This is a genomic window from Vibrio splendidus, assembly GCF_001557875.1.
In the GTDB taxonomy this organism is placed as follows: Bacteria; Pseudomonadota; Gammaproteobacteria; order Enterobacterales; family Vibrionaceae; genus Vibrio; species Vibrio splendidus_F.
Window position 1 is genome coordinate 337,262 of record NZ_LNRF01000003.1, and the last position, 14,143, is coordinate 351,404.

The 14,143-nt window shown below is 44.6% G+C and carries 13 protein-coding genes; 2 read left to right on the forward strand and 11 right to left on the reverse strand.

From position 1 onward, the window contains the following. Nucleotides 1–7: 7 nt before the first annotated feature. The 10 genes from mltG to yceD all read right to left on the reverse strand — a co-directional run bounded on the left by mltG (nucleotide 8) and on the right by yceD (nucleotide 8,226). Nucleotides 8–1,024, reverse strand: coding sequence for an endolytic transglycosylase MltG (gene mltG / locus ATB74_RS10980; RefSeq protein WP_017062149.1), 1,017 nt, complete (start codon nucleotides 1,022–1,024; stop codon nucleotides 8–10). Then, nucleotides 1,021–1,896, reverse strand: coding sequence for an aminodeoxychorismate lyase (gene pabC, locus ATB74_RS10985; protein WP_061018501.1), 876 nt, complete (start codon nucleotides 1,894–1,896; stop codon nucleotides 1,021–1,023). The genes mltG and pabC overlap by 4 nt, the downstream gene beginning before the upstream one ends. A 104-nt stretch (nucleotides 1,897–2,000) precedes the next feature. Continuing rightward, the gene (fabF, locus tag ATB74_RS10990) at nucleotides 2,001–3,245 is read right to left on the reverse strand and encodes a beta-ketoacyl-ACP synthase II (RefSeq protein ID WP_010437291.1); all 1,245 of its coding nucleotides are present in this window, start codon (nucleotides 3,243–3,245) and stop codon (nucleotides 2,001–2,003) included. Nucleotides 3,246–3,338: 93 nt separating this feature from the next. Next, entirely contained in the window at nucleotides 3,339–3,572 is a 234-nt protein-coding gene (gene acpP / locus ATB74_RS10995) for an acyl carrier protein (protein ID WP_004737381.1), read from the reverse strand. A 166-nt stretch (nucleotides 3,573–3,738) separates the two neighbouring features. Beyond that, nucleotides 3,739–4,473 carry a 3-oxoacyl-ACP reductase FabG gene (fabG, locus tag ATB74_RS11000; protein WP_029235138.1) on the reverse strand — a complete coding sequence of 245 codons (735 nt, stop codon included), beginning with the start codon at nucleotides 4,471–4,473 and terminating at the stop codon, nucleotides 3,739–3,741. A 24-nt stretch (nucleotides 4,474–4,497) separates the two neighbouring features. Further along, entirely contained in the window at nucleotides 4,498–5,421 is a 924-nt protein-coding gene (gene fabD, locus ATB74_RS11005; protein WP_017630537.1) for an ACP S-malonyltransferase, read from the reverse strand. Nucleotides 5,422–5,501: 80 nt separating this feature from the next. After that, nucleotides 5,502–6,452: a beta-ketoacyl-ACP synthase III gene (locus tag ATB74_RS11010; protein ID WP_017054985.1), complete on the reverse strand. Its 951-nt coding sequence runs from the start codon at nucleotides 6,450–6,452 to the stop codon at nucleotides 5,502–5,504. Between the two features lie 5 nt (nucleotides 6,453–6,457). Then, complete coding sequence (gene plsX, locus ATB74_RS11015; RefSeq protein ID WP_017062152.1) at nucleotides 6,458–7,483, reverse strand: phosphate acyltransferase PlsX; 1,026 nt, start codon at nucleotides 7,481–7,483, stop codon at nucleotides 6,458–6,460. A 9-nt stretch (nucleotides 7,484–7,492) separates the two neighbouring features. Continuing rightward, nucleotides 7,493–7,663 carry a 50S ribosomal protein L32 gene (gene rpmF, locus ATB74_RS11020; RefSeq protein ID WP_004737376.1) on the reverse strand — a complete coding sequence of 57 codons (171 nt, stop codon included), beginning with the start codon at nucleotides 7,661–7,663 and terminating at the stop codon, nucleotides 7,493–7,495. A gap of 35 nt (nucleotides 7,664–7,698) precedes the next feature. Beyond that, nucleotides 7,699–8,226 carry a 23S rRNA accumulation protein YceD gene (yceD, locus tag ATB74_RS11025; protein WP_046222705.1) on the reverse strand — a complete coding sequence of 176 codons (528 nt, stop codon included), beginning with the start codon at nucleotides 8,224–8,226 and terminating at the stop codon, nucleotides 7,699–7,701. A 149-nt stretch (nucleotides 8,227–8,375) separates the two neighbouring features. Here yceD and ATB74_RS11030 point away from each other — a divergent pair, with 149 nt between their 5' ends. Beyond that, entirely contained in the window at nucleotides 8,376–8,957 is a 582-nt protein-coding gene (locus ATB74_RS11030) for a Maf family protein (protein WP_061018503.1), read from the forward strand. A 378-nt stretch (nucleotides 8,958–9,335) separates the two neighbouring features. On the opposite strand, the gene rluC is transcribed toward ATB74_RS11030, so the two are convergent. Next, nucleotides 9,336–10,280 (reverse strand): 23S rRNA pseudouridine(955/2504/2580) synthase RluC, encoded by a 945-nt coding sequence (rluC, locus tag ATB74_RS11035; RefSeq protein WP_061018505.1) that lies wholly within the window; start codon nucleotides 10,278–10,280, stop codon nucleotides 9,336–9,338. Nucleotides 10,281–10,898: 618 nt separating this feature from the next. Here rluC and rne point away from each other — a divergent pair. Beyond that, on the forward strand, nucleotides 10,899–14,018 hold the full coding sequence (rne, locus tag ATB74_RS11040; RefSeq protein ID WP_061018507.1) for a ribonuclease E: 3,120 nt from the start codon (nucleotides 10,899–10,901) through the stop codon (nucleotides 14,016–14,018). Nucleotides 14,019–14,143 lie beyond the last annotated feature (125 nt).

Sequence of the window (14,143 nt, forward strand, 5' to 3'; positions counted from 1 at the left end):
TATTTCTTTATCTGTTTTTTCTTAATTGCTTTAAGTAAGCTCGTACTGCACGGTTATGCTCAGTCAAACTCTTTGAAAATACGTGACCACCTGTTCCACTCGCAACGAAATACAAGTAGTTGCTCTTCTCTGGATTCAACGCCGCATTGATCGATGCTTTGCCTGCCATAGCGATAGGTGTCGGTGGCAAGCCACTCATTGTATAGGTGTTGTATGGCGTTGGTGTGCGTAAGTCTTTCTTACGGATGTTGCCATCGTAGCTGTCACCCATGCCGTAGATAACCGTTGGATCAGTTTGCAAACGCATACGCTTGTTCAGACGGTTAACGAACACAGAAGAGACGCGCTCACGTTCTGATGCAACAGCAGTCTCTTTCTCAATGATAGACGCAAGAATTAATGCTTCGTATGGCGACTTAAGAGGAAGCTTATCCGCTCGATTTTCCCACTCTTCATTCACCACGCTCATTAGATCTCGATGCGCGCGCTTCAGCAAATCTAAATCAGTTGTGCCGTAGGTGTAGTGATACGTTTCGGCTAAGAAAAGGCCTTCTAGCTTTTCGTTTTCAATACCTAACTTTTCAGCGATCTCTTTTTCAGAGACACCGTCCAACGTCTGTTGAATGAATTCGTTGTCTTTTAGTTGAACAAGCCATTCGTCAAAACGACTGCCTTCAACAAAGGTAATGGTAAACTGGTGCTCTTTCCCTTCAACAAGCACCTGTAGCGCCTGCTCTAAGGTTAAACCCGGTTCAAGCAGGAAAGTACCCGCTTTTACGTCTACAAGCTCAGGATGTAACTTACGGATTAATTTCTCGTAAGGAGAAGCCTCAAAAAGCCCCTCGTTAATCAACTGCGCGAGAACACGGTTAAAGCTGCTACCTGAAGCAACGGTAACCACCTGCGGTTTTTCTAATTGAATAACTTGTTTCAGGTTATCTTGTGCTTGGTTGTATACATAAAAACCAGCAGCACCGGCTGCGATTAGGCACAAGATAATAAAAATAAATAACTTTTTGATCACGAGTTTAGTTGTCCTTGAAGGCTACGAGTAACGGTTCCAATGTTAAATTGGGTATCACTAATACGGGTAACTGGGGCAACCCCTAAGATGGAGTTGGTCATGAAAACCTCATCAGCTTGCATGAGTTGAGATAAGCAGTAGTCACTAATTGTAACGGAAAGTTCAGCTTGATTCAGCGCGGTTAACACTTGCTTACGCATAACCCCCGCTACACCACTTTGAGTAAGTTGAGGTGTGTATATCGCCTGACCTTTGCGCCAAAACAGATTGGCCATAGTGGTTTCAATCACATTGCCCGAAATATCAAGAACCACACCATCTACTTCATTAGCCTGATCCATTTCATCTTTCATCAAAATCTGCTCAAGGCGATTATTGTGCTTATGGCCAGCAAGTAATGGGCTCAAACCTAACGCTTGTTGGCAGATACCAAGTTCAACACCTGAGTCTTGCCACGCTGCATAATGGCTTGGATAACCAAAGGTACTGATGGTGATTGTCGGCTTGGCGATATTCTTCGCACTGTAGCCACGACCACCAGATCCGCGGCTAACGTGCAGCTTGATCCCTGATTTTTCATTATGAGGCTTGTTTACATTATGGAGCTTCTTTGAACCATAAAGGTTTGTGCTATGAAGACCGTTGTGTTGGATGTGCTGAAGTGCTGTATCGAGCCAAAGACTAACAACACTCCAATCAAGAGCAGAAATGCGTAGCGCTTTAAGGCATTCGTCGACACGGTGCTGATGATCGTGAAAATGTTGTATCTCACCATCACTCACGAGCATTGTCGTAAAGCAGCCGTCTCCGTACTGAAACGAGCGATCCAAAATATCGACAGTTTGCTGGCTTTCTCCATCAACCCAAAACATGTTTTTCCCCATAAAAAGAAACGGCTCAATGCTAAAGCATCAAGCCGTTTAAAAACAAGTCTAATTGTGACTATCTACGAGTGTTTACGTCTTTAATAAGATGATTAAATCTTTTTGAAGATCAAACAGCCGTTTGTACCACCGAAACCGAATGAGTTACATGCAGCATATTCCATGTTGCTAACTTCACGCGCAGTGTGAGGTACTAAGTCAATATCTAAGCCTTCTTCAGGATCATCTAGGTTGATTGTTGGTGGAACAATTTGGTCAACCAGAGACATAGCCGTGATGATAGCTTCAGCAGAACCAGCAGCACCAAGAAGGTGGCCTGTCATTGATTTCGTAGAAGAAACCAATACTTGCTTGCTGCCTGCTTCGCCAAGAGCACGCTTGATGCCCTTAACTTCCGCTACGTCACCTGCAGGAGTCGAAGTACCGTGTGCGTTTACATAACCGATTTGTTCACCAGTAATGCCAGCATCACGCATAGCCGCTTCCATTGCTAGTGCGCCACCTGAGCCATCTTCACTTGGAGATGTCATGTGGTAAGCGTCACCCGACATACCGAAGCCAACTAGCTCACAGTAAATCTTAGCACCACGAGCTTTCGCATGTTCGTACTCTTCAAGAACCATCATACCGGCACCGTCACCAAGAACGAAGCCATCACGGCCTTTGTCCCATGGACGAGAAGCTTTTTGAGGCTCATCGTTACGAGTAGACAGTGCTTTAGCCGCACCAAAACCGCCCATACCTAGTGGAGTCGATGCTTTTTCAGCACCACCCGCTAGCATTGCGTCAGCATCGCCGTACGCAATCATACGAGCTGCGTGGCCGATGTTATGTAGGCCAGTCGTACATGCAGTAGAAATCGCGATGTTTGGACCGCGTAGGCCACGCATGATAGACATGTGACCAGCAATCATATTCACGATCGTCGACGGTACGAAGAACGGGCTGATCTTACGAGGGCCTTTTTCAGTTAGAGCTTGGTGACCTGCTTCGATCAAACCAAGACCACCAATACCAGAACCGATAGCAACACCCACACGTGGAGCGTTTTCTTCAGTAATAGTTAGGGCTGAATCATCTAAAGCTTGAATACCTGCTGCGACGCCGTACTGGATGAACAAGTCCATCTTACGAGCATCTTTTTTAGTCATATACTCTTCGCAGTTAAAGTCTTTAACTAGACCTGCAAAACGAGTTGAGAAATTGGTTGCATCAAAATGATCGATATTAACGATACCACTTTGACCAGCTAGCAGGGCTTTCCAAGAAGATTCTACAGTGTTGCCTACCGGTGACAACATACCCATGCCAGTGACAACTACACGACGCTTGGACACGATTTTACACTCCGGGGATTGAGGTGATTTAAGATGAGGATAGATGAGTTAGATAAAACACAGGCGGTCGAGGTGACCGCCTGGGAGAGATTATTACTGAGCGCTAGTTACGTAATCGATAGCTGCTTGAACAGTAGTAATTTTCTCAGCTTCTTCATCTGGGATTTCAGTGTCGAATTCTTCTTCTAGAGCCATTACTAGCTCAACTGTGTCTAGAGAATCTGCACCTAGGTCATCAACGAAAGAAGCTTCGTTTTTAACTTCAGCTTCGTCTACACCTAGCTGTTCAACAATGATTTTCTTTACGCGTTCTTCGAGGTTGCTCATTTTTTCTTTTCCTTTACAGAGTTCGCTTTATGCGATGTTTTCCGTAGTTTATTCAATCTATTGAAAGTTGCAAGGTCAACTTTTCTGGTCAAACCACAATTTTCACGATTTTAACCGAAATTACGTATGATCTTGACTTAAATCATGCACAAATGTTGCACATAATTTACACCATGTACATACCGCCATTGACGTGAAGTGTTTCACCTGTGATATAAGCTGCCGCAGGTGACGCCAAAAATACCACAGCTTCAGCGATTTCGCGAGGGTCACCTAGTCGACCTGCTGGTACATTCGCCAAAGTTGCTGCACGTTGGTCATCATTTAGCGCTTTAGTCATGTCAGTTTCGATGAAACCAGGAGCTACAGTGTTCACTGTAACACCACGAGACGCAACTTCACGAGCCATTGATTTAGTAAAACCAATTACGCCTGCTTTTGCAGCTGCGTAGTTAGCTTGACCAGCGTTACCCATAGTACCGACTACAGAACCAACGTTTACGATACGACCTTGACGCTTCTTCATCATGCCACGCAAGACTGCTTTAGACATGCGGAAGATAGGCGTTAGGTTAGTATCGATGATGTCATTCCACTCGTCGTCTTTCATACGCATAAGTAGGTTATCACGAGTGATACCTGCGTTGTTAACTAGAATGTCAATCGCACCGAATTCGTCGTTGATGGTTTTCAGTGTAGCAGCAATTGAGTCAGTATCAGTGACATTAAGAGCAAGACCTTTACCGTTCTCACCAAGGTACTCGCTGATTGCAGCTGCGCCGCCTTCAGATGTAGCAGTACCGATAACTTTAGCACCACGCTCAACCAAAAGTTCAGCGATTGCACGACCGATGCCACGGCTTGCGCCTGTAACTAGTGCAACTTTGCCTTCTAAATTCATCATAACTTCTCTATTAAGTGGTTATTACTTAGCAGCTTCTAGTGATGCAGTATCATTAACTGCAGCAGCTGTCATAGTTTTTACGATTCGTTTTGTTAGACCAGTAAGAACTTTACCAGGGCCTAATTCAAGTAGCTTTTCAACACCTTGCTCGTTCATCGCTTGTACACCTTCAGTCCAACGAACTGGGCTGTATAGCTGACGAACAAGTGCGTCTTTAATTTTTGCAGGGTCTGTTTCAGCAATAACATCAACGTTATTGATAACAGGCAATGCTGGCGTGTTGAACTCTAGAGCTTCTAGAGCTACAGCTAGCTTGTCTGCTGCTGGCTTCATCAGTGCACAGTGAGACGGCACAGAAACAGGTAACGGAAGTGCACGCTTAGCGCCCGCTTCTTTACAAAGTGCACCAGCACGCTCTACTGCCGCTTTGTTACCCGCGATAACAACTTGGCCAGGAGAGTTAAAGTTAACTGGAGACACAACTTCGTCTTGCGCAGCTTCTTCACACGCTTTAGCAATCGCTTCATCGTCTAGACCGATGATTGCGTACATTGCACCAACACCAGCAGGAACAGCTTCTTGCATCAGTTGACCACGTAGTTCAACCAACTTGATCGCTTCTTTAAAGTCGATAACGCCTGCACATACTAGTGCAGAGTATTCGCCTAGGCTGTGACCTGCTAGATTTACAGGTTGCTCTAGGCCAAGTTCTTGCCATACACGCCAAATTGCAACAGACGCAGTTAATAGAGCCGGTTGAGTACGAAAAGTTTCATTTAGATTTTCTACTGGACCATCTTGAACCAATGCCCATAGATCGTAACCAAGTGCTTCTGAAGCTTCAGCAAATGTCTGTTTTACAACATCATACTGTTCGCCTAGGTCTGCAAGCATACCGATAGCTTGAGAGCCTTGGCCTGGGAATACGATAGCAAACTTGCTCATTGTAATTTTCCTTTAAGCAAAGCAAAAAATTGAATAAGGCACATAAGTTATGTGCCTTGTTTGTTGATTATCGCTTGGGGTTAGAATTTAACTAACGCAGAACCCCAAGTGAATCCGCCGCCAAATGCTTCAAGTAGAAGCGTTTGGCCACGTTTAATTCGCCCGTCGCGAACAGCCTCATCAAGAGCCGTTGGTACGGTAGCTGCTGACGTATTACCGTGCTTATCAAGAGTAATAACTACTTGATCAAGCGACATCGTCAGCTTTTTAGCAGTAGCCGAGATAATACGGTAGTTTGCTTGGTGTGGAACTAACCAATCAAGCTCTGACTTATCCATATTGTTCGCAGCTAATGTGTCTTTAACTAGCTTAGAAAGCTGAGTTACCGCCACTTTAAATACTTCGTTGCCCGCCATGTGCAGCCATTTATCTGCGTCACCGCCACGCTCTGGTACTTCTAAGCTTAGAAGCTCCCCGTATTTACCGTCAGAGTAAATATGAGTAGACAAAATACCTGGCTCTTCGCTTGCGCCTACAACCACCGCACCTGCTGCATCACCAAATAGGATGATAGTAGAGCGGTCAGTCGGATCACAGGTTTTTGACAGTGCATCAGCACCAATTACCAAAACGTTCTTACACATGCCAGTCTTGATATGTTGATCAGCAACAGACAGTGCGTAGACAAAACCAGAACACGCCGCAGCCAAATCAAACGCAGGGCAGCCTTTGATACCAAGCTTGCCTTGTACCTGACATGCGGAAGACGGGAATGTGTGGCTACTGCTGGTTGTCGCAACGATGATTAAATCAATCTCTTCTTTGTCGATACCTGCCATTTCAATGGCATTTTCAGCAGCGTAAAACGCCATATCAGCAACGGTTTCGTTTTCCGCTGAAATACGACGCTCTTTAATACCAGTTCTAGCAACGATCCACTCATCGCTGGTCTCTACCATTTTCTCTAAGTCTGCGTTAGTACGCACCTGAGATGGCAAGTAGCTGCCAGTACCTAAAATTTTGCTATACATGAAGACTAATAATGCCTCTCGAGTAAAACCGCTTCCAAACGATCGCTAATGCGGCTGGGGACTTGTCGTTTGACCTCGTGTACTGCTTCACCAATCGCGTTGACGACTGCAGACACATCAGCACTTCCATGACTTTTAATGACAATGCCGCGCAATCCTAACAAACTTGCGCCGTTATACTGGTCGGGGTTCAAGGTTTTTAATTCAGTAAATAGCTCAGAAAACAACATTCTGGCAATCCAACCCTTTATTGTTGAAGCCATCATGCGCGTTTTTAGCTTATCAATAAAGAGCTGAGCTGTACCTTCGCATGTTTTTAAGCAGACATTGCCCACAAAACCATCACATACGACGACATCAGCAGCATCTTGAAGTAATTGATTACCTTCAATATAGCCTATGAAGTTCACAGACTGAGTATTAGACAACATTTCGGCACATCGTTTTACAAGGTCATTACCTTTAATTTCTTCAGCACCGATATTCAAGATAGCGACACGTGGCGCGCGACCTAAATGTTGTTCCGCTAATGCACTGCCCATTACGGCAAACTGAAACAATGAATCTGCGTCACTAGAAACGTTCGCCCCTAAATCAAGCATCCATGTACGGTTGCCAGAAGCAGTAGGCAAAGCTGAAACCAATGCAGGCCTATCAATACCGGGAAGAAGTTTGAGTCTGAAACGAGATAGCGCCATCAGTGCGCCGGTGTTACCACCACTCACACAAGCATCAGCCTGTGATTCAGCAACCAGATCAATAGCAGCACGCATAGAGCTACCCTGACTGTTACGTAAGGCTAGTGACGGTTTTTCAGAATTGGATATAACTCGATCACAATGCTGGATACTCAAACGAGAATCAGGCATTCGACCTAATGAAGATAATTGAGATGTGATCGCGTTTCGATCACCTATGAGAATGACTTTTAGCTCTGGGAAATACGACAGTGCCTGCACGGCGGCAGGCACTGTTACACGAGGACCGAAGTCCCCGCCCATTGCATCAAGCGCAACGGTTAGATTTTGCAAAGGTCAACCTTACTTGTTGATAACCTTTTTGCCGCGGTAGAAACCTTCGGCAGTCACGTTGTGACGTAGGTGAGTTTCACCTGAAGTTGCGTCTACAGAAAGTGCAGCTGTAGTTAGTGCATCGTGTGAACGACGCATGCCACGCATTGAACGTGATTTCTTGCTCTTTTGTACGGCCATTGACCCTACTCCTATGTAAATTCTTAAAGAAGCAATTACTTCTTTAAGCTTTTTAAAACATCAAATGGATTCGGCTTTTTATCTTCCTCAATTTCTTCAGGAAGTTCACCAAATACCAAATTATTTGAGTTAACGCTACAGTCCGCATCGTCGTGCATTGCTATTTGTGGCAATCCAAGGATGAACTCGTCTTCAACTAATTGAATCAGGTCTAACTCACCGTACTCGTTCAGATCTACCAAATCGTACTCTTCCGGTGCTTCCTCTTCACTTTTCTCACTGTAAACAGGAGTATAAGTAAATTGGACATCGCACTCATGTGCGAAAACCTCATTACAACGTTGACACTCTAAATCGACTTCGACGTTAGCTTTACCAGAGATAACGACTAATCGTTGTTCATCAAGCCCAAATGACATTGAGACTTGCGCGTCACGTTTTACGCCTTCAGTTGCTTCGGTTAAACGCTTTAAAAGACTGACCTGAATGATACCATTCACATCGAGTCGTTTTTGAGCCGTTCTTGCCGGATCAACTGTACGCGGTATTTTTTCCTTTTGCATAGGGCGCGAATCTTATCTTCCAAATCATGTTTAGTCAAAGGAAATGGCAAAAAAAATATACTTTCCTACCTTTCCTGTTCAGAGCATTATGAATAGCAGGATAAGTTACGTTATCCTGAACTAAATGCTTATACGAATTGTAAATTAAAATGAGAAATTACCAACTAGTTTTAGCTTCTACGTCTCCATTTAGGCAAGAGATCCTCAAAAAGCTACAGTTAAACTTTGTCACAGCTAAGCCTGACTGCGATGAAACGCCGCTTTCAAAAGAGACGCCTCAACAGTTAGTGATGCGTCTTGCCGAGGCTAAAGCCAAGTCTTGTGCTATCGAACAACCGAGCCTAGTGATTGGTTCCGATCAAGTGTGTGTGATTGACGGAGAGATCATAGGTAAGCCTCATACTCGAGAAAAAGCGATCGAGCAGTTATCTCGTCAAAGCGGCAAGAGCATTACTTTTTATACTGGGCTTTCGGTTTGGAACAACGAAACCAATCAAGCTGACACGCGTCTCGACACCTTTGTTGTGCATTTCCGCGATTTAACCGAGCAGCAAATCATTAGTTATGTCGAGAAAGAACAACCTTATTACTGCGCGGGCAGTTTTATGTGTGAAGGGTTAGGCATCGCGTTGTTCAAACAGATGGAAGGTAAAGATCCGAATACTTTGATCGGCTTACCGCTGATCGATCTCGTCGATATGTTAGAAGCGCAAGGAATGAGTGTACTGTAACGGATACGCTCTCTTTGTTAGAGATTCCCTACTCCTTCCTTCGTCAGTCTAGGGAATGACGGTAATCACTACCAAATTTAATAAGTTAGAAGTTCCTAATTCGTCAAGGTAGGCTTTTCGCTTAAGTCGTCTAAGCTCTTAGGGATAGAGTAATAATTAAACCTACAGCCTAGTTATTTGCTTGAGAGTATATGAACGAGATGACTGCGCATTGTGACTTTATACTGGAAACTTAAAAGTCGTCATCCTCAAGAGCGAGGAACGAGCGAGTTGGGGATCTTCTACAGTAGGCACAAACAAAAAAGGTTGACGATATTCGTCAACCTTTATCATCTTCAGATAGCTGATACTAAACCCTGAAAGAGTTCTCGTATCTTCTTAAAGCTTACGTAAACCAGTCAGTGCTTTTTCTAGTCGCGCTTCCATTGGCGCCGAGATATCCATCTTCTCTTCACTACCTGGGTGCGTGAACTTGATGTTTGCTGCATGTAGGAACAGACGATCAAGACCAACCTTGCCCGTGTAAGCGTCAAAACGACGATCACCGTAGCGATCATCCCAAGCAATTGGGTGACCAGTATACTGAGCATGCACACGGATTTGGTGTGTACGACCGGTAATTGGGCTTGCTTGAACTAATGTCGCTTCTTGGAATTTCTCTAAAACCTTAAAACGAGTTTCAGAAGCTTTTCCATTCGGGTTCACGCGAACAATGCTGTTTACTTCATTCTTCAACAAAGGCGCGTTTACAACTTTACAGCTGTTCTTCCATTCGCCCATCACTAAAGCGAAGTAGTATTTTTGAACCGTTTTTTCACGGAACTGTGCTTGAAGGTGTCTTAGCGCCGAGCGCTTCTTAGCAACAAGCAAAATGCCAGACGTATCTCTATCGATACGGTGCACTAACTCAAGAAAACGAGCATCAGGGCGAAGAGCACGCAATGCTTCAATCGCTCCAAACTTTAATCCGCTACCACCATGAACGGCAGTACCAGACGGTTTATTAAGAATCAGCATGTGATCATCTTCGTAAATGATGCACTGTTCTAATTCTGAAACCTTGTTGAGTTTCGTGCTTGGCACGTTCTCTTCTGTTTTCTCTTCAATAGTAACCGGAGGGATACGAACTAAATCACCAGCTTTTAGTTTGTATTCAGCCTTGATGCGTTTTTTGTTAACGCGGACTTCGCCTTTACGCACGATTCGGTAAATCATGCTTTTCGGGATGTTTTTTAATTGGTTGCGTAAGAAGTTATCAATACGCTGACCAGCCATATCTTCGTCAATGTCGACAAATTGGACTTGGGTTCTAATTTCGCTCATTGGGTTATTGTATCACTGTCACTTTTGATAATTGAGATTTTCTTACCCCTATTCAGAACTTATTTATTTCTAATCCCTACCGATCTATCCCCAAATGGTATTTGAAGTTCTATATTTCTTTGATTCTTCGAACAAAAAAGCACCAAGATTCCTCCAAATTAAAATATCAATTGATAAATTATTTATAGACAGTGAGTTAGAGCTATCAAAACCCAAACAAAAACTGTTTTTTTTACAGCATTCCGACAAAGCAGATTGCTGTGTTTACCGACCGCTGCTATAGTTCACAGCTGCTATCAGTGGTTTGACTATTATTTAAACAGCTAACCATTCATAAGCAAGTAAATGAGTAGATAACTCAGATTAGACAGTGCTGCAATCGGCGTAAGACACGGTCAACTGAGTTCCTTATCGCTCTACTCACGTACGCTCATGTTGAGTATTCACCGCCACATCGCGGATCATAGGCTAACTCCCTATGATGACTGACGTGCCCCAGAGCATCCCTCTCCAGCCGGGAGGCTGCACCGATAAAGCCATGGGATCTGGCACCATGAGAAACGAAATAAAGCGATAAGAACAATGATGAAAATAAGAAAAGACAATGAGAATTTCTAAATGAAAAGAATGTTAATTAACGCAACTCAAAAAGAAGAGTTGCGTGTCGCTTTGGTTGATGGCCAGCGACTGTTCGATCTAGATATCGAAAGTCCAGGTCACGAGTCAAAGAAAGCGAATATCTACAAAGGACGTATTACCCGTATTGAACCAAGCCTAGAAGCGGCATTCGTTGATTACGGCGCAGAACGTCACGGTTTCCTCCCTCTTAAAGAAATTGCCCGCGAATACTTCCCTGAAGGTTATACATACCAAGGCCGTCCTAGCATTAAAGAAGTGCTAAAAGAAGGCCAAGAAGTAATCGTACAAGTAGAGAAAGAAGAACGTGGTAGCAAAGGTGCTGCACTGACAACTTTCATCTCTTTGGCAGGTAGTTACTTAGTTCTTATGCCAAACAACCCTCGTGCAGGCGGTATTTCTCGTCGTATCGAAGGTGATGAGCGCACCCAACTGAAAGCAGCATTGAGCACTCTTGAGCTTCCTCAAGGTATGGGCTTAATCGTGCGTACAGCGGGCGTTGGCAAAAGCGCAGAAGAGCTAGAGTGGGACCTGAATGTTCTATTGAACCATTGGGGCGCTATCAAGCAAGCTTCTGATTCAAATGCAGCTCCTTTCCTAATTCACCAAGAGAGTAACGTTATTGTTCGCGCAATTCGTGACTACCTACGTCGTGATATTGGCGAGATTCTAATCGACAGCAATACTATTTTTGAACGTGCACAAGCGCACATTCAATTAATACGCCCAGATTTCATGAATCGCGTTAAGAAATACGATGGTGAAGTGCCACTATTCAGCCATTACCAGATTGAAAGCCAGATCGAATCTGCTTTCCAACGTGAAGTTCGTCTTCCATCTGGTGGTTCTATCGTAATCGATCCAACAGAAGCTCTGACTTCTATCGATATCAACTCTGCTCGTGCAACAAAGGGCGGCGATATTGAAGAAACAGCACTTAACACTAACCTAGAAGCTGCCGATGAAATTGCACGTCAATTACGTCTACGTGACCTAGGTGGTCTGGTTGTAATCGACTTTATCGATATGACTCCGGTTCGCCACCAACGCGAAGTAGAAAGCCGTCTACGTGATGCCGTTCGTTTAGATCGCGCACGTGTTCAGATTGGTCGTATTTCTCGCTTTGGTCTTCTAGAGATGTCTCGTCAACGTTTGAGCCCATCACTAGCAGAAGCAAGCCACCACATTTGTCCTCGTTGTACAGGTACTGGTGTTGTTCGTGATAACGAATCTCTAGCACTTTCTGTTCTACGTTTGATTGAAGAAGAAGCTCTAAAAGACAACACAGCACAAGTACTTGCTGTTGTGCCTGTTCCAATCGCTTCTTACCTTCTGAACGAAAAACGTCGCTCAGTAAACCACATCGAGAAAAACCAAGAAGTTAAGATCACTGTTGTTCCTAACTCAGACATGGAAACGCCGCATTTTGAGGTTATCCGTGTTCGTGAAGGTGAAGAGTTCGATCTACTGTCTTACTTGCTGCCTAACAAGCTAGAAGCTCTAAAAGAAGCGGAAAGCAAAGAGCCTGCTGAACAGACTATTCGTCCTAAGAAGATCGAAGAACCTGCTCTGAAAGGCTTTGCAGCTCCTGCTCAATCAGCACCAACTCCTGCTCCAGCACCTAAAGCTGTAGAAGAGAAGAAAGCTGAACCAGCGGCGACTCAAGAACCAGGCCTAATTGGTCGTTTCTTCAAAGCTATCGGTAGCTTCTTATTTGGCTCTTCAACTCAAGAAGAGAAAAAAGAAGAAGAGAAGAAAGAAGAAGAGAAACCTAAAAACAATCGCAACAACGGCAACCGTCAACGTCGTGATCGTAACGATAACCGTCGTCGTAACCAACGTGGTGAACGTGGCGATAATCGTAACGAAAACCGTGACAACAAACGCCGTCGTAAGCCTGCACGTGATGAGAAACCTGAAGAGCAGAAAGAAGCAGCTCCACAGCAAAATCGTCAGCCTCGTAAGCCTAAGCAAGACCGTCGCAATAAGCCACGTGATGAGCAGAAGCAACGCGAAGAGCAAGCACCATCTAAATTAGCAGAAGAAGGTCTACAGCTAGCGGCAGAAGCACAAGCTGGAAAACCGGAAGCACCTAAGGCTAAGCCTGAAGCGAAAGCAGCTAAGATTAAAGAGCGTCGTCAGCGTCGTAAACTGAACAAGCAAGTTCGTGTTAAAGACCAGCAAGCTCAAGCTGAAGATAATGCTGCTAAAGAACTATCTGTTTCAAAAGAACAGTCAGTAGCTCAAGAGCAAAAAGTTGCGGAACAAGTAGAAGCAACTCAAGCGAATGCAGAGCAAACTGAACAGGAAGAGCCGAAACAACGTCGTAACCGTCGTTCTCCGCGTCACCTACGTGCAAGTGGTCAACGTCGTCGTCGCGGTCGTGATCGTCGCCCTAACCCATTCCGCCTACGTAAAGGTGGTGTAGCTTCTCCTGAGATGGCTATGGGTAAAGTGATGCCTCGCTTCATTCCAAAACCTCACCACAAGCAGGCAAAACCTGAAGTGGCTGAAGTTCAAGTAGCAGTTGAAGCTCAAACATCTGTTCAAGAGCAGAATGTTGCTCTAGAGACGGCACCACAAAGCAACGTAGCAATGGCTGGCGGCTTCGCATGTCCTGAACTAGCTATGGGCAAAGTGATTATCCGTCGCGAAGAAGCTGCTGTTGAAGCTCAAGTAGCTGAGACTCCTGCTGTAGTTGAAGCTCCTGCAGTCGTTGAAGAAGCACCAGTGGTCGTTGAAACTGAGAAAGTTGAAACTCCAGTGATTGTAGAAGCGACGAAAGTTGAAGCGCCTGTTGTAGCAGAAGCTATGCAAGCAGAAGCAACACCAGTTGTTGAAGCTGAAGCGCCTAAAGCTGAAAGTGCAAAAGTTGAAGAAGCACCTGTTGTAAAAGCAGAAGCTCCTAAAGCGGCACCAAAGGCAGCAGTTGCTAAGAAGCAAGCCGGTTCACCAATGACTAAAGCTCCTGGTCCTCAAGAGATCAAAGAGATTGAAGTGATTGCAGCTCCGTTCCGCACTGAACGTTTTGTATCGAAAGGTGCAGGCAGTCAGGCAGCGTCGAACAAAGCTGGCGCGGCGATGACTAAGCCAAACTACTAGTGATTACTGATAGATAATCGCAAGTAAATAGAATCAAAGGCTGCTTATTAAAGCAGCCTTTTTCATATCTACTAATCGAATAAAAATTAACAGATATATTACTCAAAGTTAGGTTCAACCTTGAA

Coding starts and splice junctions, on each gene's coding strand:
- pabC (WP_061018501.1), bottom strand. CDS start 1,896: ATGTTTTGGGTTGATGGAGAAAGCCAGCAAACTGTCGATATTTTGGAT.
- acpP (WP_004737381.1), bottom strand. CDS start 3,572: ATGAGCAACCTCGAAGAACGCGTAAAGAAAATCATTGTTGAACAGCTA.
- fabG (WP_029235138.1), bottom strand. CDS start 4,473: ATGAATTTAGAAGGCAAAGTTGCACTAGTTACAGGCGCAAGCCGTGGC.
- fabD (WP_017630537.1), bottom strand. CDS start 5,421: ATGAGCAAGTTTGCTATCGTATTCCCAGGCCAAGGCTCTCAAGCTATC.
- ATB74_RS11010 (WP_017054985.1), bottom strand. CDS start 6,452: ATGTATAGCAAAATTTTAGGTACTGGCAGCTACTTGCCATCTCAGGTG.
- rpmF (WP_004737376.1), bottom strand. CDS start 7,663: ATGGCCGTACAAAAGAGCAAGAAATCACGTTCAATGCGTGGCATGCGT.
- yceD (WP_046222705.1), bottom strand. CDS start 8,226: ATGCAAAAGGAAAAAATACCGCGTACAGTTGATCCGGCAAGAACGGCT.
- ATB74_RS11030 (WP_061018503.1), top strand. CDS start 8,376: ATGAGAAATTACCAACTAGTTTTAGCTTCTACGTCTCCATTTAGGCAA.
- rluC (WP_061018505.1), bottom strand. CDS start 10,280: ATGAGCGAAATTAGAACCCAAGTCCAATTTGTCGACATTGACGAAGAT.
- rne (WP_061018507.1), top strand. CDS start 10,899: ATGAAAAGAATGTTAATTAACGCAACTCAAAAAGAAGAGTTGCGTGTC.